The following is a 21918-nucleotide window of genomic DNA, read 5'->3' as shown; positions in this document are numbered from 1 at the left end:
CGGCCCAGGATGAGAGCAACTAAAAGGGTCGTCCATAAGGCTTTTAGTGTAGCGCGGGGTCTCCCCCAGCGGTATGCGAGGCTCAAGAAAACCTCGAGTTTTCGACCCGGGCGAACAAGAACGCCGTCGCCTCAGAGGCGACGGCGTTCGTAAAACATGCCGATCTGGGCTAGACGAGCCACGAGCGCGAACGCGCACGTCCTTCGTCGTATCCAGAAGCTGCCTGGACTCCCACAACAGCCCTTTCGTGGAAGGCCGCCAAGTCGTTGGCGCCCGCGTAGGTCAGCGACGAACGCAAGCCAGCGGTGATTTTGTCCAGGACGTCCTCGGCACTCGGGCTCTCCGCGTCCAGGTACATGGTCGAGTTGGAAATGCCTTCCTCGAACATTGCCTTACGGGCCCGGGTGAAGGAGTCTTCCTGCCGCGTACGGTGTTTGACCGCGCGCGTCGAGGCCATACCGAAACTTTCCTTGTACAGGCGCCCTTCGTCGTCGTGATGCAGCTCCCCCGGTGATTCGTAGGTCCCGGCGAGCCACGAACCCACCATGACCTGACTTGCCCCGGCCGCGAGCGCCAAGGCAACGTCACGCGGGTACTTCACGCCGCCGTCGGCCCACACGTGTTTTCCGAGTTCCCGGGCAGCGGCCGCACATTCCAGGACCGCTGAGAATTGCGGCCGGCCGACGGCCGTCATCATGCGCGTCGTGCACATCGCGCCCGGCCCCACGCCCACCTTGACGATGTCAGCTCCCGCTTCGATGAGATCCCGCGTTCCGTCAGCGGAAACCACGTTCCCGGCCACGATGGGCACCTGGGGGTTCAGGGACTTGACGGCGGCCAGGGCATCGAACATTTTCTGCTGATGACCGTGAGCGGTGTCGACAACGAGCACGTCGGCCCCGGCGTCGAGCAGTGCACGCGCCTTGCCGACGACATCGCCGTTGATCCCGACCGCGGCACCGGCGATCAACGCGCCGGAACCGTCCAGGGCCGGTTGGTACGTGGTCCCGCGCACCGCACCGGAGTGCGAGAGGACACCGGCGTACCGTCCGTCGCGAACGACCACGGCCAATTCGATGCCGAGCTCTTCGCACTGGGCAAAGACCGAGCGCATGGCGATGGTTCTCTGCTCACTTCGCCACGGGGCTTCTGGAGCCAAGTCGGCCTCGTCGATAACCAGGGGAAGAGGATGCATGACTTTTTCGACCGGCGCAGCCGGGTCCTCATGCTGGCTTTCTTCGCGACGTACGACGCCGACGGGTCGGCCTTCCTCGTCCACGACGACCGCCTCACCGAAGCGTCGGTCCCCCAAACGGCGCAAGGCGTACTCGATCGATGTGTCCGGTGAAACGATCACCGCGGACTCGACAAGAGGACTCGCGCCCTTGACCTCTTCGATGATCCGCCGAGCCGCGTCGAGGGGAACGTCCTGGGGAAGAATAGCCACGGCGCCGCGCCGCGCCAGAGTCTCCATCATTCGGGCCCCGGCCACGGCCGTCATATTCGCAGCTACCACGGGAATCGTGGTGCCAGTGCCGTCTTCGGTCGAAAGGTCGACGTCGAATCGCGATGCGACCTCGGACCGCGAGGGTACGAGGAAAACATCGTTGTAGGTCAAGTCGGTTGAGGGGGTATTCAAGAATCGCACTTGTCTCATCTTACCGAGAGCTATCGAATTCCGATATGAAGCCCGGACGATGCCCAAATACCGGACCACTGGGGTGTCGACGGGCACAAAGGACTGTGATGTGCCGGTCGGAGGTGCGACATGGGCCGTTTTCAGGTGGATAACGTCGGCGCAACCCTAATAGACTCAAGGGCAGAGGTTGCGCCTCCCGCATCGTCGCGGGACACTCGGCGGCTCCCTAGGGCGTTGTAGCCCGGAGAACCACCGCGCTTCGGTAGCATCCACAAGAGGGTACGGAAGATTGACCGCTCAATCTTCCGGACAGAAACAGCTAATGGAAGAGGCGTGAAGCTAGTGCCAGATCAGCCACATCACCAGATCCCTGAGGAATTTGCAGGTAATGAGTGGCTCGTAGATGAGCTCTTCGAGCAATACCAGCAAGACAAGAACTCGGTGGACAAGAAGTGGTGGCCCATCTTCGAATCCATGCAGGAACAAGAGAGCAAGAGCTCGCCGTCCGGCACCCAGTCCAGTGTTCAGGCCGCGAAGCCCGCAGCGCCCGAACCGTCGGCTTCAGCGAAGCCGAAGAAGCAAGAGGCTCCGGCGAAGCCATCCGCAAAGCCCGCGTCGCAGCCGGCGCAGAAAGCCTCCACCCAGAAGGCCGGCGCCAAGAAAGAAACCGATGCTCCTCAACAGGCAGGGGCCGAGGCCAAAGAATCTCCCACGACCAAGCGTCCCATTCCCGCTCAGCTGCCGGAGGGCGCCAAGAGCAACGTGGAGACGGAAGAAGACAAGGTCGAGACTCTCCGCGGGCCGGCCAAGGCCGTCGTGACGAATATGGAGGAGTCGCTCACGGTCCCGACCGCGACGACGGTACGAGCCGTTCCGGCCAAGGTTCTGATCGACAACCGCATGTTGATCAATGACTACCTCAAGCGTTCGCGCGGCGGAAAAGTCTCGTTCACTCACATTATCGGGTACGCCGTGATCAAGGCTCTCAAGGCCTTTCCTTCGCAGAACGTGGTCTACGGCGAGAATGAGAAGGGCCGTCCCGCGGCCATTCATCCCGCCCACATCAACTTCGGTTTGGCCATTGATATGCCGAAGCCCGACGGATCCCGCAACCTCGTGGTTCCGAATATCAAAAAGGCCGAGACCCTCAACTTCGCCGAGTTCTGGGGTGCCTACGATGACATGGTCAAGCGCGCTCGGGACAACAAGCTCTCGGTCGAGGACTTCAAGGGCACCACGGCATCATTGACCAACCCGGGCGGAATCGGAACCGTCCACTCGGTCCCCCGCCTCTCCAAGGGCCAGGCCTGCATCATCGGCGTCGGTGCCCTGGATTACCCTGCCGAGCGTCGTGGAACGTCCCCCAAGACTTTGGCGCGGGAGGGCGTCTCCAAGATGTTGACGCTGACGTCCACGTATGACCACCGAGTCATCCAGGGCGCGGGTTCCGGCGAATTCCTCAAGCTGATCGATCAGTACCTGCTCGGTGAGCACGGCTTCTACGACGAAATCTTCGAGGTCCTCCGTATACCCTTCGAGCCCGTGCGCTGGGCCGTCGACAACCAGGTGAACCCCGAGGAAGAGGTCAACAAGGTTGCACGAATCCAGCAGCTGATCCACGCGTATCGCGTTCGTGGCCATCTCATCGCGGAGGTCAACCCTCTCGAATACGTGATGCGCAAGCACCCGGATCTCAACATAGCGACCTACGGCCTGACCCTTTGGGACCTGGACCGTGAGTGGCCCACGGGAGGGTTCGGGGATGCGTCGAAGCTCTCCCTGCGGAACATTCTCGATCTTCTGCGCGATGCGTACTGCCGGACCCTGGCGGTTGAGTACATGCACATCGAGTCCCCCAGCGAGCGCCAGTGGTTCCAGCAGCAGTTGGAGCACGGCTATACCAAGCCGAGCCGGGACGAGCAACTGCGCATCCTGGGCAAACTTAATGCCGCCGAGGCATTCGAGACCTTCCTCCAGACCAAGTACATCGGACAGAAGCGCTTCTCTCTCGAGGGCGGAGAATCGCTGATCCCGTTGCTCGATTCGATCATTTCGGGCGCCGCTGATGACGGCCTCGCGGGTGTCGGCATCGGGATGGCCCACCGTGGCCGTCTCAACGTGCTGACCAACATTGCGGGCAAGTCCTACGCCCAGGTGTTCCGCGAGTTCGAGGGTGAGCAAGATCCTCGCCTTGTTGGCGGGTCGGGCGACGTGAAGTACCACCTCGGAACCGAGGGCGTCTTCACATCGGACACCGGCAATGAGACGCAAGTTTATCTCGCGGCCAACCCGTCGCACCTCGAAGCGGTCGACCCTGTGCTCGAAGGAATCGTCCGAGCGAAACAGGATCTCCTGGACGAAGGTGGCGATTCGGAGAACTCCTACGGAGTCCTGCCCATCCTGGTCCACGGTGACGCCGCCTTCGCTGGTCAGGGCATCGTGGCCGAGACCATGCAGATGTCGCAGCTGCGCGGATACAAGGTTGGCGGCACGGTGCACATCGTCGTCAACAACCAGGTCGGCTTCACCACGACTCCGGGCGAGGGCCGCTCCTCAACGTACTCGACCGACGTCGCCCGCATGGTCCAGGCGCCGGTCTTCCATGTGAATGCGGATGATCCTGAGGCCGTGGTCCGCGTGGGCCAGCTGGCCTTCGAATACCGTCAGCGCTTCAACAAGGACGTCGTGATCGACCTCGTGTGCTACCGCCGCCGCGGCCACAACGAGGCCGATGACCCGTCGATGACCCAGCCGATGATGTACCAGCTCATCGAGGCCAAGCGCTCGACCCGCAAGCTGTACACTGAGTCCCTCATTGGCCGCGGCGACATCACGCAGGATGAAGCGGATCGGGCGCTCAAGGACTACCAAGAGCGCCTCGAGCGGGTGTTCACGGAAACCCACGAGGCCCAGACTTCTTCCGCACCCCTGGTCACGGGGGATGCTGCTGCCGTGTCGAACATCGAGCGTCCCGCTGCTCAGCAGATCGAGGACTCGGTCTATTCGCCGGATACTACGGCCGTCTCGCGGGAAGTCGTCGCCCGCGTGGGCGAGGTCCACAATGAGATGCCGGAAGGCTTCCAGGTTCACAAGAAGCTCGGCCAGCTGGTCAAGAAGCGCTACGAGATGTCGACCAACGGCAAGATCGACTGGGGCTTCGGCGAATTGATTGCTTTCGGTTCACTGCTCATGGAAGGCGTCCAGGTCCGCATGTCGGGTCAGGACGTCCAGCGCGGTACGTTCGTCCAGCGCCACTCGGTTCTTCACGACACCCAGTCGAATGCCGAGTGGGTGCCGTTGCGGAATTTGGCGGATGACCAGGCCAAGTTCATGATTTACAATTCCTTGCTCTCCGAGTACGGCGTCATGGGCTTCGAGTACGGCTACTCCGTGGAGCGTCCGGACTCGCTAGTCATCTGGGAAGCGCAGTTCGGCGATTTCTTCAACGGCGCCCAGACGATCATCGACGAATTCATGTCTTCGGCTGAGCAGAAGTGGGCCCAGCGTTCCTCGCTGGTGCTCATGCTTCCGCACGGTTACGAAGGTATGGGCCCGGACCACTCGTCCGCCCGCATGGAACGTTTCCTGCAGATGTGTGCGGAGAACAACATGACCATCGCGGTTCCGTCCACCCCGGCCAACCACTTCCATCTATTGCGTCGTCACGTGTACAGCAGGCCTCACCGCCCACTGGTCATCATGACGCCGAAACAGCTCCTGCGTCTCAAGGCGGCGACATCATCGGTCGAGGACTTTACGCAGGGTGACTTCCAGACGGTGATTCCGGACCAATTGGGTCTCAATGACTCGGATGTCAAGCGAGTCATCATGGTTTCGGGCCGGCTCTACTACGATCTGGCTGCCCGCCGCGAGAAGAAGGGCCTCAGCCAGACGGCGATTGTCCGAGTCGAACAGCTTTACCCGCTTCCGCTCGACGAGATCAAGGAACAACTGTCGCGGTACCCCAACGCCGAAGTGGTCTGGGCCCAGGACGAGCCCGCCAACCAGGGTCAGTGGCCTTACCTGACGACAGCGTTGTTGCCGCTCTTGGACCGTGAGATACGCTTGGTGTCCCGGCCTGCCTCCGCGTCCCCCGCGACAGGCACCGGCAAACGTCACCAGGCCGAGCTCGAGCACCTCGTTCAGCAGGCCGTCGAGTAAATCTCGGCATGTCGTCCACGAGCCCTCGTATTTCCCATGTTTCTATGGTCAATGCGAGGGTTCGGACATGCGGGCGCAGCAAAGAACGTTTATCGTTACGTTAGATGCACTCGTTGAACGTCCGTAATCGGGCGGCCAACGATCTGACGCCGAAGACAACAGAAAGAATCTCGTGGAGCAACGAAACATTCGGATCGTGGCGGTCGGCGACGACCTGCTGGCTGGTATTGGTGACCCGCGCGCCCTTGGTTGGTTCGGCCGGGTCATGGCGCGTACGCCCCAGAACGTGGCGCCTGTCGTCTCGTACAACTTGGCCGCCCCCGGTGAAGGCAGCGAGACCCTCAACGAGCGTTGGTTCGAGGAGGCTAGTCGTCGTTTCGCTAGCGGAGCGGACAACCGGTTGGTCATTGCGCCGTCGACCTTCGACATCGACACGGGCCTCACGAACGCCCGCAGTCGGCTGAATCTCGCCAACATGGTGGATTTGGCCTCGCAGAACAACATCAAGGTCCTGGTCGTCGGTCCCCCGCCCACCCTGGATTCCGAGCAGAACCGCCGTATCGCGGACCTTTCCGCGGCTTATGCGGACGTTACGACCCGACGACGCCACGTCTACGTGGATACGTTCAACCCGTTGCAGCACCACGAGCAGTGGCGCCAGGATCTGGCCGCAAACGATGGACGCCCCGGTCAGGCCGGTTACGGATTGATGGCATGGCTGGTCCTGCATCGCGGCTGGTACTCCTGGTTGCAGCTTCCGGAACAGCACTGACTCTCGGTTGGACCGAGATCACGCTCGCATTTTTCGGTGGCGATGTGCACCGGCGTCGTGTTGTCTGGCAGAATGATGCACAATGCCCATTGCCTGATCCCGCGCGCCCCTGCGCCGGGTGGTCCGCGGTGGGCTGACCATTTCAGGGCCGCTCTTCATACGTGAGTACGAAGATGCGCGGAAGGAGGCTCATATGAGCAAGCGTGGACGTAAGCGTAAGGATCGTCGTAAGAACGCAGCCAACCATGGCAAGCGGCCTAACTCCTAAGGAGTTGGCTTGGCCGTGGCACCGGCCCTCGCCTTGTGCGAAGCGGCTGGGCTGCCGAGAAAAAGGGCTGAGATGCTTGAAAGCATCTCAGCCCTTTTTGTTCCTTGGGGCGTGGCCCAGTCAGGAAGCCAGCGGGCGGTCCGAGGCGTCGTCGCCTGCTCCACCCAGAGCCGAATGGTCGTGTTCTGAAGCGTCGGTGCTGCCGCGCAATGAGTCGATTCTTGCGAGGATCGATTGTTTGAGCTCTTCCGGCGCGGGCTCGCAGCATGAGCGCTTGACCGCTGACCGGATCACGCATTCCAGGTCATACTCTCGAGCACACGTCTCGCACTCATTCAAGTGCTTACAGATGTCTTCGATGTCTTCCGCGGAGAGAGCGCCGTCGAGGTATTCATAGATCCGATGGATCTTGTCTTCGCGGCATCCGCCGGTCTCTTGGCAGTCTGTCATAATCCTTTCCTTCCTCACGATGGGCGTTCTCACCGCTATTTGGCGCCCTGGGCGCCTGTTGAATTCTTGGTCTTCTTATTTCCGGAGCCGGTTTTTCGACCGCCTTCGGTGCTGAATCCGAGGCCGGAGGCGTATTCGGCCAGCTGTTCGCGCAGGAGCCTGCGTCCTCGGTGGAGGCGGGACATGACGGTACCAATCGGGATATCGAGGATTTCTGCGATTTCCTTGTACGCGAATCCCTCGACGTCCGAGTAGTAGACCGCCATCCGGAAATCTTCCGGGAGGGACTGTAGCGCGCTTTTGACGTCACTGTCCGGCAGATGCTCGAGCGCCTCCGACTCCGCCGACTTCAACCCTGATGATGTGTGGGCCGAAGCCTGGACCAGCTGCCAGTCCTCAACGGAATCCGTATTCGCCTGATGCGGCTCGCGTTGCCGCTTGCGATACAGGTTGATGTACGTGTTGGTCAGGATGCGATAGAGCCACGCCTTGAGGTTCGTACCCGGCTTGTATTGGTGAAACGCAGAAAAAGCCTTCGTGTACGCCTCTTGGACGAGGTCCTGTGCATCCGCCTGATTTCGGGCCATGCGCAAGGCGGCAGCATACAACTGATCTATATATTGCATGGCTTCCCGCTCGAAACGAGCCTTGCGCTCTTCGTCCGATTCGCGGGACAGATCGACTGTGTCCACGGATTCCTTCCGCTTGGGCCTACTGATGAATTCATCCCAGTCTAGAAGGTTTGTCGACGTAGATGCTCCGGACGTCGGCCCGGACGTCATCAACGGCTTTTCCAACGTTGCCGTCACCCTGCATCACCCCTCAGCACTGCTCAGTATTTGTCGTCGTGAATTTCAACGGACCCGCGGTTCGTTATATTCCGTCGTATTGGTTTTCTGTTCGCAGGGCACGAAACGGCAGGCGTACCTGTATCTCCGTGGACCCGATCACATAGGATGATCGTGAACCCACGGGTTTTCGTTCGGCATCCTCCGTTGCCGAGAACGAATTCCCACGTTGAGGAGGAATCATGACCATCGTTCGCAAACTTGCTCGCCCCCTGTTGGCAGCATCGTTCATCTACAACGGTGTCAACCGTCTGCGTACCCCGGAGTCGGCCAAGCACCTGAAGCCGGCTATCGATGCGGCAGCGAAAGCGGCACCGCAGCTCGCTCCCTTGCGCGGCCAGGAACGCCTCGTCGGACAGGCCATTGCCGCGACTCAGGTCGGCGCCGGTGCGTTGTTCGCCCTCGGCCGCTTCCCGCGTCTTTCCTCCACACTGTTGTTGGCAGCAGGCACGATCAACGCTTACGTCGACTTTGCGAACGCCGAGGCTGACACCAAGGAAAAGAAGGAAGCCCGCATCGCGGATGGCGTCAAGAATGCCTCTCTCGTGGGCGCCGTCGCCTTGACGTCAGTCGATACGGAAGGAAACCCTTCTTTGGCCTGGCGCGCCGGAAAACTCAGCGCGGACGTCAAAAAGAAGTCCAATAAGCTGGGCGACGGTCTGAAGAAAAAGTCCGAAGACGTTTTCGGCAACTGATGCAGCGTGAGACCAGGCGATGTGATCGCCTGTGATCGATCCGGGGGTCCGCATTCGTGCGGACCCCCGTTCGCGCTTAAAATATTCGGTGTACTCCCCAACCCATACAAGAATCAGCCGAGGTACCTCTTGAATCCTTCCGTTGCCCGCGACTGGCGCGCCCCCGTGGTCTTCCCCGACTCCTCGTGGAGCGCACGTGTCCGAGTGCCAGGTTCCAAGTCCCTCACCAACAGGTACTTGTTCCTGGCGGCGATTGCCGACGGGCCCAGCACACTTCGGGGAGCCCTCGAATCCAGGGATTCGAACCTCATGATGGAGGCACTCGAAAGGGTCGGCGCACGTTTTGAACGTGATGGCCAGCTGGTGAGGGTCGATCCCGTCTCCCTAGACGAGCACCCCTCCGGTGGTCACGCTCGTTTCCCTGACACGGTTGAGATTGATACGGGACTCGCGGGAACCGTCATGCGATTCGTCCCGCAGCTCACGGCGATACTGGGAGTCCCGGCCCGGTTCGACGGTGATGCGGGTGCCCGGCAGCGTCCCATGGCGCCGGTCATCGATGCCCTTCGTCAATTGGGCGCGACGGTGGACGATGCGGGCACAGGAACCCTTCCTTTCACCATTCTTCCCCGCGGTGCGGCTGCCGAGGGCCGTGAGCGCGGAGAAGGGACGCGTGTGATCCACATCGACGCGAGCACTTCGAGCCAGTTCTTGTCCGCGGCGATGCTCAGCGGATGCCTCCTACCGGGCGGCCTCACGATCCGGCATGAGGGTTCGGGTATTCCGTCGATGCCTCACGTTGAGATGACTATCCAGACGCTCGCCGAATACGGCGTCACGGTCCGGACGAATCATGATTCCTCCTGGAGCGTCCTTCCGGCGATACCTCGTGCCCACGACGTCGCCGTCGAACCGGATCTCTCCAATGCGGGGCCGTTCCTCGCGGCAGCTGTGGTCACCGGTAATACGGTAACGATTCCCGATTGGCCCGCAACCACGACCCAAGGCGGCGATCACTGGCGGCGGATCCTTCCCGAGTTCGGGGCCGAAGTTCATCGTCAAGGGCCTGATCTGAAAGTTACCGGCCCGCGAGGAGGAGCCCTCACCGGCCAGTTGCCGGGGGTCGACCTCGATCTCTCCGAAGCCGGCGAACTTGCTCCCACCGTGGCAGCCATCGCCGCTCTCGCCCAGCAGCCCTCACGGCTGCGAGGAATTGGGCATCTTCGCGGTCATGAGACCGACCGTTTGAAGGCGCTCGTGACGGAAATCAACCGTCTGGGCGGTCGGGCGGAAGAGACCGAGGACGGCATACGGGTGCTGTCTCCCGTTCGGCACGGCGGCCTCTTCGAAACCTACGAAGACCACCGTATGGCCACGGCCGGGGCGGTCATCGGGCTGGCGGTTGACGGCGTCGTCGTGGAGAACGTGGACACCACATCCAAGACGCTGCCGGACTTCACCACCCTGTGGGAAGGCATGCTCGAGGGAGGAGACATCTAATGCGTCGACGCTCTTCCCAGTCATGGGACGAATCCGATGTTCATGTCAGGGCCAACAAGAAAGGTTCCCGGCCCCGGACCAAGGACCGGCCCGCGCACGAAGACGCCGTGATTGGACGCGTGGTCACCGTTGACCGCGGCCGATACACGATCGATCTCGGAACAAGCGGGCCCGGAACCCAGATCACGGCGGTCCGGGCAAAGGATTTGCGACGTACCCCTATCGCCGTTGGCGACCTCGTCGGCTTGGTCGGAGACACCTCGGGGTCGGAAGGATCATTGGCACGCCTCGTACGTCTCGAGGAGCGCTCGACAGTCCTGCGCCGAAGTGCGGATGACACCGACCCCATTGAAAGGGTCGTTGTGGCCAACGCAAGCCAACTGATCATCGTTGTAGCCGCGGCTCACCCTACCCCGCGGACCGGTTTCATCGACCGATCGATCGTCGCGGCGTATGACGCGGGCATTGAGCCCATCCTCTGCATCACCAAAACCGATCTCGGCGACCCCGCTCCCCTTCGGGATTATTACGCGAATACCTCACTGCGAATTCTGACCAGCTCTCCGGAAGGCTCCGCGGAAGGGCTCACCCGCGTCGGCCAGCACGAAAGTCTGACCCTGAATGCGGCCCTTCTCGACGGCGTGCAGGCCCAGCTCGACGGCCACGTCAGCGTGTTCCTCGGCCACTCTGGGGTCGGAAAATCGACCCTCGTCAATGCCTTGGCCGGTTCGTCCCGGTCCACGGGCGGCGTCAACGAGGTCACAGGCCGCGGGCGGCACACCTCCTCATCGGCACTGGCCATTTCCCCGGCTTGGGGTGCGGCCGGTACGTGGGTCGTGGACACGCCCGGAATCAGATCGTTCGGCCTGGCCCACGTCGCCAAGGAGACTATGGTCGGGGCATTCGAGGATTTGGCCCCTGGGTCGGCCGACTGCCCGAAAGGATGCACGCACGCAGTCAACGCCATAGGGTGCGGAATCCAGGCTCTCGTGGATTCCGGCAGGGCCGGAGACTACGCGGGGCAGAGACTCGAGTCGCTACGGCGCCTACTGGGAGTAGCCACCGAAGAAGGACTGGACGATGTGAAGGAACTTGGCGCGACCTCCTAACCGGGCGGCGCCTCGAGCATGGGATAGCCTAGAAAGCATGACTTCAATGAGCCCCTACAACGATGACATGCGTTTGGCGCACGTCATCGCCGACGCCGTTGACCGCTACACGCTCGGAAAATTTCAGGCTCAGGACTTCACGGTTGAAACGAAGCCGGACTTGACTCCGGTCACGGACGCCGACCGCGAGGCAGAACAACTGATCCGTTCACATCTTTCCCGTGCTCGGACCCGTGACGCCGTCGTGGGGGAGGAATTTGGGGCAACCGGTTCCTCACCTCGCCAGTGGGTCGTGGATCCCATCGACGGTACGAAGAATTTCGTCCGGGGAGTACCCGTGTGGGCAACGTTGATCGCGCTGATGGACGAGGGCAAGCCGGTCGTCGGGTTAGTATCTGCGCCTGCCCTTCAGCGACGCTGGTGGGCGGCGGAAGGAAGCGGCGCTTTCGCGGGCCGTTCAATTGCTAAGGCGAGGCGCCTCGGCGTGTCTGCAATAAGCTCGCTGCACGACGCTTCGCTGTCCTTCTCATCGTTGTCCGGGTGGAAGGATCTCGGCCGTCGCGAGCAGTTCCTCGATCTCACCGACCAGGTATGGAGAGTCAGAGCCTACGGAGACTTCTGGTCCTACTGTCTCCTGGCCGAAGGCGCAGTCGATATAGCCTGCGAGCCTGAACTGAACCTGCACGATATGGCGGCTTTGGTTCCGATCGTGACCGAGGCGGGAGGCCGGTTCACCTCCGTCGATGGCGAGGAGGGCCCACACGGCGGCAATGCCGTCGCAACCAATGGACATCTGCACCGCAGAGTACTCGACAAGCTGGCCGCCGGTGATCCGGAGGCCTCGTTGTCGGGTGAATTCATCCCCACCGAATCCTAGAGGTATTCTTCAGCACGAAAAGGCCCCGCTACCGAATCACGGTAGCGGGGCCTTTTCGTGTCAGCCTCCTCGCGAGACCCGGAATCAGTAGTTCGACTGGATGTAAGAGTCAACGCATTGTTCGAATTCTGCGCTGTTGGCCGAGGAGTATCCCCCGCACTGTTGGGCGGCGTCATTGGCAACCGACAGACCGATCGCAAAAAGCACGCCGACAATAACAGAAAGAATCACGCCGATCGCACCGAGAACGATACCGATGATCGGCATGGCCTTACTGGCCCCTTGGGTTTTGCCGAGCTTCCTGACCGCGACGATACCGAGCACTATGGCTACGATTCCGGCAATCCCAGGAAGGACCAACCAGCACAGGACGACGCTGGCTATACCGCAGATGAGGGCGGCCAGACCCATCCCCCAACCATTCGGACGCTCCCCTGCCCGAGACGGGTATTGCTGATAATTCGGCTGGCCATAATTATTCGGCTGGTACTGAGGTTGACCCGAGTCATTCATCGGATAAGCCTGGGTGTTAGGAGCACCGTACCGAGGCTGCCCGTTGTACTGGTCGTTGGACGGTTGTTGGCCGTAGTCGTGCGGCAACGGTTGATAGCCGCGTTCTTGTTGGCCATAACGATTTCCGTCGTCGGGCTGACCGCTGACGGAGGAGCCGTGGGAAGGGTAGTTACCGTACTGGGGCTGTTCCTCGGTCGCTTCATGGCCCCCGTTGCTGTGTTCTCCGTAGGAGGCTTGGGGGTCTCTCTGGCCGAAGCGCGGAGCCGAACCGTTCTCTTCGGAGTTTGGCTCGTGGTTCTCAGATGAGGGATTGTTGGTCATAGGAGACTTCTCCTCGTTTCCGTGGGCTCGACGTGGTTCACCGCATATGTTGTATACAGGCCATTTAATCACACCACCAGATTCGGATTGCCGGCTCCGTTCTCGGGAAGAGTCTATAGAACGGCTATACGGCCACCAGGCTGTTGCGGATATGACAATGCCCGGGCCTCACGCATGAGGTCCGGGCATTGTGAAAAGTGGAGATGCGGGGAATCGAACCCCGGTCCGATGCAGCTTTGCCAGGGTTTCTCCGGGCGCAGTTTGTGAATCGGTGTTTTCGGCTCCGGCACTCCCACAAACTGGTTGCCGCCGAACCTATCCGCATAAAAGTCCCCTAGCCCCCTACGGAGAGGGACTAGAGCAGTGGCCTTCTAAACTGATACTAGGAACCGGGTCGAAAGCGAACCCGGGCTAGCAGACTGCTCTGGCTACTTACGCAGCGAGAGCGAAGTCAGTGCGCTTTTCAGATTTGGCACTTATTGTTTTGCAGAGAACGTTAACGAGATGACTCTACATTCTCGGCCCGCTTCACCTGCCGCAACTGGCATCGTCGAAACCGATCATCCCCATATTTGGTTTTCAATCTACGTTCCCGGAGGGCCGTCAAATATTCTTACTTTTCAACCCTTCGGACTTCCCTACTATACCCCCTTCAAGACGCTTTGGAAACCCCAACTACCGCCGAGAGCCCGAAGTCTGCGCGGCCGAGGCGGAGGCGCGAAGCCGTCTCTTATTCGCCCTGACTCACCTCTTCGGAGGCTGAGGGCTAGACAATCGACTAGACTTGGTGGATATGGCTTCCACCGACTTTTCCGCAGCAATCAAGGACCTCCGCGCTACCTATGCTCAAATAGAGCAGGTCAGCGACGTCGAGGGGCTCCGTGCGACCATCGCGGAACTCTCAGAAGCCGCGGCCGCTCCCAATCTCTGGGACGACCCCGATGCGGCTCAGAAGGTCACTTCCAAGCTCTCGCACCGTCAATCGGAGTTGGATCGCCTCGAGAAGCTTCTGGGCCGAATCGATGACCTCGAGACCATGGTCGAGCTGGCTCGGGAAGAGGAAGACGCGGATCTGCTCCACGAAGCCGACTCGGAGCTTTCCTCGATTCAAAAGGCCTTGGCCGATCTCGAGATCGTTACGTTGCTTTCGGGAGAATACGACCCTCGGGAAGCCGTCATCACGATCCGTTCCGGAGCCGGCGGCGTCGATGCAGCCGATTTTGCCGAGATGCTCATGCGGATGTACCTGCGCTGGGCCGAGAAGCACGGTTATCCGGCCAAGGTGCTGGACACGTCGTATGCGGAGGAAGCCGGACTCAAGTCCACGACCTTCGAGATCAAATCCCCCTATTCTTTCGGCAGGCTTTCAGTGGAGGCGGGCACTCACCGACTCGTTCGCATCTCCCCGTTCGACAACCAAGGTCGGCGACAAACCTCGTTCGCGGCGGTCGAGGTCATCCCCTTGATCGAGCAGACAGACAGCATTGACATACCGGAGAACGAGATTAAAGTGGATGTGTTCCGCTCTTCCGGCCCGGGCGGTCAGTCGGTCAATACAACGGACTCTGCTGTTCGCATGACGCACATACCCACCGGCATCGTCGTCTCCATGCAGAACGAGAAGTCGCAGATCCAGAACCGGGCCGCCGCCCTGCGCGTTTTGCAGTCCCGTTTGCTTCTTCAGCGCCAAGAAGAAGAAAACGCGAAGAAAAAAGAGCTTGCCGGTGACGTTAAGGCCTCATGGGGAGACCAGATGCGTTCCTATGTTCTGAACCCCTACCAAATGGTCAAGGATCTTCGGACCAACCATGAGGAAGGTAATCCCAGTGCGGTTTTCGATGGAGCGATCGACGACTTCATCGACGCCGGAATCCGATGGCGCGCCGGTCAACGGCAGTCGGACCATTCATAGTCCATTCACCGATGCCCTGACGGGCAGAAGAACCAGATCAACAGACTCATGGCTAAAAAGAACGACGACGGGCGCAAGGTCATAGCGACCAACCGCAAGGCCCGTCACGATTACACCATCCTGGATACGTATGAAGCCGGGATTGCCCTTCTGGGTACTGAGGTTAAGTCCTTGCGAGACGGAGGAGCCTCTATCGTGGATGGCTTTTGCCAGATGACCAGAGGTGAGCTCTGGCTGGAGAACATTCACATCGCCGAATACGGTCACGGCTCGTGGACTAATCACGAGGCTCGACGGCGTCGGAAGCTCCTCCTCCACCGTCAAGAGCTCCACAAGCTGGATCAGAAGACCAAGGAAACCGGCTTCACGGTCGTACCTCTTCAACTCTATTTCCGCGATGGCAAAGCGAAGGTCGAAATCGCTCTGGCCCAGGGCAAGAGAGAATACGACAAAAGGCACGCCCTGCGCGAGGCCCAAGACAAGCGTGAGGCCCAGCGCGCCATGCGCTACCGCAATCTCGGTTAGCGGGAGGGATTGCCTCCCGTCGGATCATCCTGCTGGGTATATGCACGCTGCCGCTCCCTCGAGCCCATGGTGATGTGGCGCAGGTCCATCTGGTCATCGAAGCCTGACCCTAGGGCACCGGCAACGACCCCCATGGAGGCGCTCAACCACGCGATGGCCATGTAGTTGGTGATACTGACGTCACCTCCGATCACACTCGCCATGAACGTCGGGTCGATAACAATGACCCCTGCCACGAAGATGAAGACCCACAGCGCTATATACAGTGCGACGACGCAGAACAGCAGGGTTGTGACGGTGGACAGGTTGTACAGCAGCACGATCACGGACAACCGGTCGTATTTCGGTTGTTCCCAAAGCCGATTGCTGAAAAGCAACCAGCCGACCATCGAGATCACCGCAAGCGCAGAAATGACGAACAACCTGTTGGAGCTCAGGGCCTCGGACATCTGCCAGATCGAATTGTAGAATATGCCGAAGGCACCCGTTGCAGAAGCGGCCGCCAGCGCCCTCGAGAGCTTGGGCGCCGTCCGCCACGGCTCGTTGGCCATGATGACGCCGAACACCGTGCGGGGCAGCCCCGTCCGGGGGTTGGCGAGCATGATCATGCTGGATCTGTCATCACGACTGACCCACTGCCCCCAACCATCGTCGATGTAGGTCTCCGCGACGTGCTCCGCGTTCATGAGTCGGTATGTGCAGTCGGTGACGACCCGCAGAAGTTTGGACTTGGTCGCCCACGCTCCCAGCGTCGGGCAGGAAATCACGGCGACTCGCTCATCAGGATAGGCTTCGGCGATGAGCGGGCGTTTGTCGAGGTAACGCGGGATCTCGGTCAGCAGGACGACCACATCGACTCGTCCCTCCGACAGATGCTCCACAAGGCGGGTCTCGAGGGTGTTGTCTGGTCGAATCCGGATGAGTTCGCTCTGCGTTTCTACCCTGATCTTCAACTTGGAGAGCACCTGCAGGCGGTTCTCCAAAGAGTCGCGAATCGCGGACAGCCTGCCCGTCGGAAGGCCGGGGTCGGCAATTACGTGTACGACCATTTCTGCGGGAGCCGGCGCGTTTGTCATTTGCATCACTTTACCCCCGTAACCCCCTTAAACGAGTAGTGGCCCACTGCCAAAAAGCAGTGGGCCACCCCCGTAATAGTCCTAGCCGTCCGGCCGAAGATGCGCGACGGCGTCCCGGATGTCGCCGTCTTCGACGATCTTGCCGTTTTCGAGCACGACGCCTCGCTCGCACAGGCGTTTGACCATATCGAGGTCGTGGCTCACCACGACCAGGGTCCGGCCCCGCTGCGAAAGCTCCTTGATCTTCTTGATGCATTTTTTCTGGAACGGCTCATCACCGACGGCCAGAATCTCGTCCACCAGGAAGATCTCGGGATCGGTATGCACCGCGACGGCGAAAGCCAGCCGCAAATACATACCCGAGGAATAGAACTTGACTTCAGTATCGATAAATTGTTCGATCTCCGAGAATTCGACGATGGAGTCGAATTTCTCGTCAATCTCCTCCCTGGTCATACCCAGGATCGCGCCGTTGAGGTACACGTTGTCCCGGCCGGTTAGGTCAGGGTGGAAACCAGCGCCAACCTCAATGAGCCCAGCGATCCGGCCTCGGGCCACGAGGTCGCCTTCATCCGCGTGCATAACCCCGGAGATCAATTTCAACAAGGTCGACTTGCCGGAACCGTTCAGTCCGAGAAGGGCAACACGCTCACCCTCGTGAATATTCAGCGAAACGCCGTCGAGGGCGTTGAATTTCTCTGAAAGATCGCCCTTGCGCCCTTTGATGAGCCATACGAAGGCTTCCTTCATCGAACGTGTGTGCCTCAAGACGAAGCGCTTGACCAGATTGTCGATTTTGATGACTACCGGTTCCGACGAAGGAACGTACGGCGGCATCGGCTTCGAGAGCTCGGGGTCGTTATCGAGCCATGACACTATGAATCAGAGCTCCTGTGCAAAGTTGCCCTCGAACTTGCGGAAGAGCAAGTCACCGATGACAACGGTAACGATAGCGATCACGATGGCGAGCGGAGTCCACAACGTCAGAAGATGGGGTGGAACGTGCCAATCCATACTGAGCGTGGGGTACCAGAAAGCGTAGTGGAAAAGCTCCACAGCAACGGTAATCGGGTTGGACAAGTAAAGGTGAAGGACCCAGTCCGGGGCCTTGTCAGCGACTCGCTCCCACGGGTACATAATCGGGGATGCCCAGGTCAGGACCATGACCAACAAGTCCACGAGATTCTCGGAATCGCGGAAGAAGACGTTGGCGACGCCGAAGATCAGTCCCAGACCATAAGCGAAGGCCGTCAGGATACCGAGGCCGACCACAGCGCACGCCAGTTGCATAATGTTGGGGTGCCAGCCCACCACGAAGTCCGCTATCAGAAGGACCAGAAGTTGAGGCACGAAGTGAATGAGCCCAACCCAAATGGTCGAGACCGAAAACAACTCCCGTGGAAGGTAGATCTTTTTGATCAGCGCCCCGTTGCCAACAAAGCACCTGGCCCCGTTCCCAAAGGCTTCACCGAAATAATTGATGAGCACGATGCCGGAGAACAGGTAGACGGCGTAATTCTCGAGACCCTTGTTCAACTCCAAGAAGACGCCGAGGGCCATATAGAAGACAATGAACTGTACGCCGGGCTTGACGTAGGACCAGAGGATACCGAGAATCGAGCCGCGGTACCGGACCTGGAGTTCCTTGTCGACGAGGAGCCGAAGCAGGAATGTGTGCTTGAAGACGTCCAGCAGGCCCCGGCCTCGACCGGGGCGCTGAAACTCTCTATTGCTGATATCTGTCATCGCTTCAGTTCGGAATCCGTATGCTGATCGAAGGTTTGCTTCCATGCCTCAAGTGAGGTGATGCGAGATGCCGCCTCGCGATACTGCTTCCTGAGGGAAGACCAGTTGCGCAAGATTTCGGCGTGCAGCCGCGTCGCCTCGACGAGCTTATTCCGCAACTGCTCCGGCTGGCGACGGTACCACGAGACCGCGGTGCCTTCCGCGTTGGAAACCAGTGCGGAATCGTATTGAGACATTCGCCACCACCGATTGTCCTGGTGCGCGATGTGCGTCTGCGGGTGCTCGTGGAAGGCAGAGTCAACGGGCTTGATGAGCTGCTTGGTGACCGTTTTGATAGCCCACGGGACGAGGGATTTGTATGACGGTGCCCGGAAGCCTCGGCCGTTTCGGGGAGGCTTCGACATATAGGGTTCGGGGAACGCCTCGATGTCCTCCTTGAACTGGGCGTCGGAGTATTCCTTCATCAGTGCCCTGATTTCCGGAAGACGTTGCGGCTGGATCTCGTGCAGCTGATCCGGCCCCTGGAGCACGTCCCGCAACGCCAGGATGCGGCCATGTTCGGTGAAGTACTGCATGGAGATCAAATGCTTGACGTCCGCATAGGACGATTCGCGCAAGAGCCTCCCGCCGCGTTCATACGGCGAGTGCAGCAGCGCTGCGATGATCCGGTTACGAATGTGGAAGTAGGCTTGCCATCCGACCAAGTCGTCCTTGTCGATCCAGGAGACGTGCCATACTGCGGCGCCAGGCAGCGAGACCGTGTGATAGCCGGCCTTTTTGGCCCGGAGCCCGTATTCGGCGTCGTCCCACTTGATGAAGACCGGCAACGCCAAGCCCAGTTCCTTGATGACCTTGGTCGGGATGAGGTCCATCCACCAACCGTTGTAGTCGACGTCGACGCGGCGATGCAGCCACGGGGTGCTCCGGAGATTCGACTTGAGGAAGTCGTGACCCAGGGTTTGCTCCTCGTGCGGCTGATCCGGCTGGAATCGATAAGTATTGACGATCTCGCCGAACGTGTGTAGAACCGTCCGGTTGTACAGATCGAACATGTGGCCGCCCACGATGGTCGGCTTGCGGCAAAGATCAGCGAAAGTCAGAAGACGTATGATCGATTCCGGCTCCACCACGACGTCGTCGTCCAAGAGCAACGCGTAATCGCTGCCGTTCTCCACGGACTCGTACATGCCGCGGGAGAAACCACCGGAACCGCCAAGGTTCGATTGGTTGATGATCCGGAGCTTGCCCTGCAGTGTAGCGGCGACTTCTTCGAAATCGTCCTCGTCCTGAACCTTCTTATTCCCCTGATCGACGATCAGAAGTTCTTGGATCGCGTCCAGCGCTTCCGGGCTCTGGGCCAAGGAACGAAGATTGTTGAGGCAAAAATCCGGCTTGTTCAGCGTCGTGATTTCGAGCGTAATCCGGCCCGGTTTGGTTTCAGCTTCGGTGTAGCCGTTCCAATCCGCTTTCTCCAGGACCAGGGACTCATTGCCGGCGACCAGGTCGAACCAGTACCAGCCGCCGTCACCGAAGGGCTTGAGTGGCAGATCGAAGGTCGAGTGCGATTTTCCGGAGACCCGGCGGGAGTCCACGCGCTGAAGCGAGCCTCGCGCATTGGACTTGTAAATGATGACCGTGCCCTCACCCTGGGTGTGGACGGACAGGCAAATATCTTCGATACTCGTCCAGCGTTTCCAGTACGAGGCAGGGAAGGCGTTGAAATAGGTCGCGAAGGACAAACGCGATCCGGCACGAATCAGAGTCGAGCGTCGGTCGATGAAATCTTCCGCGTGCGTGTCCGACATGGGGCTGGATGCATAACCATCGGACTCTGACGAGGTCTTCTTGGACGACGACAGGGCGTCATTGGTGCCCAGAGAACCGTTCATGGTCGACAGCTGCACGCCCGTCGCCTGCCCCGAGTCGACGTACAGCGGAACCGTGTCCATCTGTTCGGCCGGAGGGAAAATGACGCGCTGAAGGGTCTTGAGGTTCTTGGTCATGGGTTCGGTCGGTTGACTGCTCACGCGTCCACTCCCCCGCTTTCGAGCTTCTGGCCGCCTTGGAAGTGCGACCTGATCTTGTTGTCGAACATAGACAGCGCAGAGCCGATGGCCATGTGCATGTCCAGGTATTTGTAGGTTCCGAGGCGTCCACCGAAGAGAACCGATTCTTCTCCGCGGGCCAAGTCGCGGTACTTCAACAACCTCTGACGGTCCACGTCGGTGTTAATCGGGTAATAGGGCTCATCACCCTTTTCTGCGAAACGGGAGAACTCGCGCATGATGACGGTGGCGTCCTTCGTGTAGTCCCGTTCCGGGTGGAAGTGACGGAACTCGTGAATACGTGTGAAAGGCACGCCCTCGTCCGGATAGTTCATGACCGAACAACCCTGGAAGTCCTCCATCGGGAGCACCTCTTCTTCGAGATCAATCGTGCGCCAGGACAGATCCCCCTCGGCATAGTCGAAGTAGCGGTCCACGGGACCCGTGTAGACGACCGGTACCTGGCCGAGAACCTTGGAACGAGAGAACTCGTGGCTGTCATCGAAGAAATCCGTGTCGAGGTGAACCTCGATGTTGGGGTGATCGGCCATACGTTCGAGCCAGGCGGTGTAGCCGTCGACCGGGAGGCCCTCATGCGTGTCGTTGAAGTACCGGTTGTCATAGGTGTACCGGACGGGGAGACGATTGATGATCGACGCCGGCAGGTCCTTGGGATCGGTCTGCCACTGCTTGCCAGTGTAGTGCTTGATAAACGCTTCGTAGAGCGGACGACCAATGAGCTGGATGCCCTTGTCGTTGAGGTTCTCCGGATCGGTGCCCGCAAGTTCCCCGGCTTGCTCCTTGATGAGATCCCGGGCTTCCTGAGGGCTGTACGCCGAGCGGAAGAACTGGTTGATCGTCCCCAAGTTGATCGGCATGGGGAAAACCTCGTCATTGTGCCGTGTGTAAACGCGGTGGACGTAGTTGGTGAACTCGGTAAAGCGGTTGACGTAATCCCACACCCGCTCGTTGGAAGTGTGGAACAGGTGCGCACCGTAGCGGTGGACCTCGATTCCAGTCTTCTCTTCCTTCTCGCTGTAAGCGTTACCACCGATGTGCGAACGGCGGTCAAGAAGGGCAACCTTGAGTCCCAACTCCGTCGCCGCTTGCTCGGCGATGGTCAATCCGAAAAGACCAGATCCTACGACCACTAGATCTGCGTTCACGCAAAACTCCTGTTGCTCTTGAGCCAGGGCCGCTGATGGGCCCGAGGGCTGACGTGTCCGCGTCCGACCTTTCGATCGCACACGGATCTCTCGATTTCGATCCTAGTAGAAAGCATGCGGCGACAAATCATCTGTTGACCCACAGCATCGATTCTCCAGGAGTCCCGACCTACCAAGCTACAACACGGTGGTGAGACATGCCTTAAGCCCAGCCGAACATCGAGAAGTTTTTCAGAAATAACCCTCAACCAGGACCAACGCCTTCGCCCGTCCACAACCGTATTGACCCCGGGGG

At 60.0% G+C, this 21918-nt stretch carries 17 protein-coding genes, 1 other RNA gene and 1 pseudogene; 9 read left to right on the top strand and 10 right to left on the bottom strand.

Features of this window, described 5'->3' with window-relative positions:
* Positions 1–169 precede the first annotated feature (169 nt).
* Positions 170–1648 (bottom strand): GuaB1 family IMP dehydrogenase-related protein, encoded by a 1479-nt coding sequence (locus sake_RS04945; protein WP_178945556.1) that lies wholly within the window; start codon positions 1646–1648, stop codon positions 170–172.
* 333 nt (positions 1649–1981) lie between these two features.
* On the opposite strand from sake_RS04945, the gene sake_RS04940 reads away from it, so the two are divergent.
* The 3 genes from sake_RS04940 to sake_RS13615 all read left to right on the top strand — a co-directional run bounded on the left by sake_RS04940 (position 1982) and on the right by sake_RS13615 (position 6840).
* Positions 1982–5800, top strand: a complete 3819-nt coding sequence (locus tag sake_RS04940) for a multifunctional oxoglutarate decarboxylase/oxoglutarate dehydrogenase thiamine pyrophosphate-binding subunit/dihydrolipoyllysine-residue succinyltransferase subunit (protein ID WP_129360168.1) — start codon at positions 1982–1984, stop codon at positions 5798–5800.
* 172 nt (positions 5801–5972) lie between these two features.
* On the top strand, positions 5973–6572 hold the full coding sequence (locus sake_RS04935; RefSeq protein WP_129359929.1) for a GDSL-type esterase/lipase family protein: 600 nt from the start codon (positions 5973–5975) through the stop codon (positions 6570–6572).
* A 193-nt stretch (positions 6573–6765) separates the two neighbouring features.
* Positions 6766–6840 (top strand): 50S ribosomal protein bL37, encoded by a 75-nt coding sequence (locus sake_RS13615; protein ID WP_371811975.1) that lies wholly within the window; start codon positions 6766–6768, stop codon positions 6838–6840.
* Positions 6841–7044: 204 nt separating this feature from the next.
* On the opposite strand, the pseudogene rsrA reads toward sake_RS13615, so the two are convergent.
* Together rsrA and sake_RS04925 are read right to left on the bottom strand one after the other, a co-directional pair.
* Positions 7045–7290 (bottom strand): annotated as a pseudogene (gene rsrA, locus sake_RS04930) (mycothiol system anti-sigma-R factor); the annotation flags it as partial.
* 35 nt (positions 7291–7325) lie between these two features.
* Positions 7326–8072 carry a sigma-70 family RNA polymerase sigma factor gene (locus sake_RS04925; RefSeq protein ID WP_129360169.1) on the bottom strand — a complete coding sequence of 249 codons (747 nt, stop codon included), beginning with the start codon at positions 8070–8072 and terminating at the stop codon, positions 7326–7328.
* A 248-nt stretch (positions 8073–8320) separates the two neighbouring features.
* Between sake_RS04925 and sake_RS04920 the strand changes: the two genes are divergently transcribed.
* The 4 genes from sake_RS04920 (at position 8321) to hisN (ending at position 12319) form a co-directional block, all read left to right on the top strand.
* Positions 8321–8833: a DoxX family membrane protein gene (locus sake_RS04920; protein WP_129359931.1), complete on the top strand. Its 513-nt coding sequence runs from the start codon at positions 8321–8323 to the stop codon at positions 8831–8833.
* Positions 8834–8962: 129 nt separating this feature from the next.
* Complete coding sequence (aroA, locus tag sake_RS04915) at positions 8963–10333, top strand: 3-phosphoshikimate 1-carboxyvinyltransferase (protein WP_197964456.1); 1371 nt, start codon at positions 8963–8965, stop codon at positions 10331–10333.
* Positions 10333–11442, top strand: coding sequence for a ribosome small subunit-dependent GTPase A (rsgA, locus tag sake_RS04910; protein ID WP_129359932.1), 1110 nt, complete (start codon positions 10333–10335; stop codon positions 11440–11442). The genes aroA and rsgA overlap by 1 nt, the downstream gene beginning before the upstream one ends.
* Before the next feature lie 37 nt (positions 11443–11479).
* Positions 11480–12319, top strand: a complete 840-nt coding sequence (gene hisN, locus sake_RS04905) for a histidinol-phosphatase (RefSeq protein WP_129359933.1) — start codon at positions 11480–11482, stop codon at positions 12317–12319.
* 84 nt (positions 12320–12403) lie between these two features.
* Here the strand turns inward: hisN and sake_RS04900 are convergent, their stop codons facing one another.
* Positions 12404–13153: a DUF4190 domain-containing protein gene (locus sake_RS04900; protein WP_129359934.1), complete on the bottom strand. Its 750-nt coding sequence runs from the start codon at positions 13151–13153 to the stop codon at positions 12404–12406.
* A 195-nt stretch (positions 13154–13348) separates the two neighbouring features.
* Positions 13349–13721: a transfer-messenger RNA gene (gene ssrA, locus sake_RS04895) on the bottom strand.
* A 225-nt stretch (positions 13722–13946) separates the two neighbouring features.
* Between ssrA and prfB the strand changes: the two genes are divergently transcribed.
* Complete coding sequence (gene prfB, locus sake_RS04890) at positions 13947–15065, top strand: peptide chain release factor 2 (RefSeq protein WP_129359935.1); 1119 nt, start codon at positions 13947–13949, stop codon at positions 15063–15065.
* Between the two features lie 48 nt (positions 15066–15113).
* Entirely contained in the window at positions 15114–15590 is a 477-nt protein-coding gene (gene smpB / locus sake_RS04885; protein WP_129359936.1) for an SsrA-binding protein SmpB, read from the top strand.
* On the opposite strand, the gene sake_RS04880 is transcribed toward smpB, so the two are convergent.
* The 5 genes from sake_RS04880 to glf form a co-directional block, all read right to left on the bottom strand.
* Positions 15587–16666 carry a hypothetical protein gene (locus sake_RS04880; RefSeq protein WP_238147630.1) on the bottom strand — a complete coding sequence of 360 codons (1080 nt, stop codon included), beginning with the start codon at positions 16664–16666 and terminating at the stop codon, positions 15587–15589. The genes smpB and sake_RS04880 overlap by 4 nt on opposite strands.
* 81 nt (positions 16667–16747) lie before the next feature.
* Positions 16748–17503 (bottom strand): ABC transporter ATP-binding protein, encoded by a 756-nt coding sequence (locus tag sake_RS04875; protein WP_129360173.1) that lies wholly within the window; start codon positions 17501–17503, stop codon positions 16748–16750.
* Positions 17504–17548: 45 nt separating this feature from the next.
* The gene (locus tag sake_RS04870) at positions 17549–18412 is read right to left on the bottom strand and encodes an ABC transporter permease (protein ID WP_178945555.1); all 864 of its coding nucleotides are present in this window, start codon (positions 18410–18412) and stop codon (positions 17549–17551) included.
* Complete coding sequence (locus sake_RS04865; protein WP_178946281.1) at positions 18409–20415, bottom strand: glycosyltransferase; 2007 nt, start codon at positions 20413–20415, stop codon at positions 18409–18411. Before sake_RS04865 ends, sake_RS04870 begins: the two co-directional genes overlap by 4 nt.
* A 20-nt stretch (positions 20416–20435) precedes the next feature.
* On the bottom strand, positions 20436–21623 hold the full coding sequence (gene glf / locus sake_RS04860; protein ID WP_129359938.1) for a UDP-galactopyranose mutase: 1188 nt from the start codon (positions 21621–21623) through the stop codon (positions 20436–20438).
* Positions 21624–21918 lie beyond the last annotated feature (295 nt).

Source organism: Kocuria sp. TGY1127_2 (assembly GCF_013394385.1).
Taxonomy (GTDB): domain Bacteria; phylum Actinomycetota; class Actinomycetes; order Actinomycetales; family Micrococcaceae; genus Rothia.
This window is presented reverse-complemented; position numbering and strand designations above follow the sequence as displayed.

Excerpts from the sequence above, each read along its gene's own strand:
- sake_RS04925 (WP_129360169.1), bottom strand. The coding sequence starts at position 8,072 with ATGACGTCCGGGCCGACGTCCGGAGCATCTACGTCGACAAACCTTCTA.
- sake_RS04920 (WP_129359931.1), top strand. The coding sequence starts at position 8,321 with ATGACCATCGTTCGCAAACTTGCTCGCCCCCTGTTGGCAGCATCGTTC.
- rsgA (WP_129359932.1), top strand. The coding sequence starts at position 10,333 with ATGCGTCGACGCTCTTCCCAGTCATGGGACGAATCCGATGTTCATGTC.
- hisN (WP_129359933.1), top strand. The coding sequence starts at position 11,480 with ATGACTTCAATGAGCCCCTACAACGATGACATGCGTTTGGCGCACGTC.
- sake_RS04900 (WP_129359934.1), bottom strand. The coding sequence starts at position 13,153 with ATGACCAACAATCCCTCATCTGAGAACCACGAGCCAAACTCCGAAGAG.
- prfB (WP_129359935.1), top strand. The coding sequence starts at position 13,947 with ATGGCTTCCACCGACTTTTCCGCAGCAATCAAGGACCTCCGCGCTACC.
- smpB (WP_129359936.1), top strand. The coding sequence starts at position 15,114 with ATGGCTAAAAAGAACGACGACGGGCGCAAGGTCATAGCGACCAACCGC.
- sake_RS04880 (WP_238147630.1), bottom strand. The coding sequence starts at position 16,666 with ATGACAAACGCGCCGGCTCCCGCAGAAATGGTCGTACACGTAATTGCC.
- sake_RS04875 (WP_129360173.1), bottom strand. The coding sequence starts at position 17,503 with ATGCCGCCGTACGTTCCTTCGTCGGAACCGGTAGTCATCAAAATCGAC.
- sake_RS04870 (WP_178945555.1), bottom strand. The coding sequence starts at position 18,412 with ATGACAGATATCAGCAATAGAGAGTTTCAGCGCCCCGGTCGAGGCCGG.
- sake_RS04865 (WP_178946281.1), bottom strand. The coding sequence starts at position 20,415 with ATGACCAAGAACCTCAAGACCCTTCAGCGCGTCATTTTCCCTCCGGCC.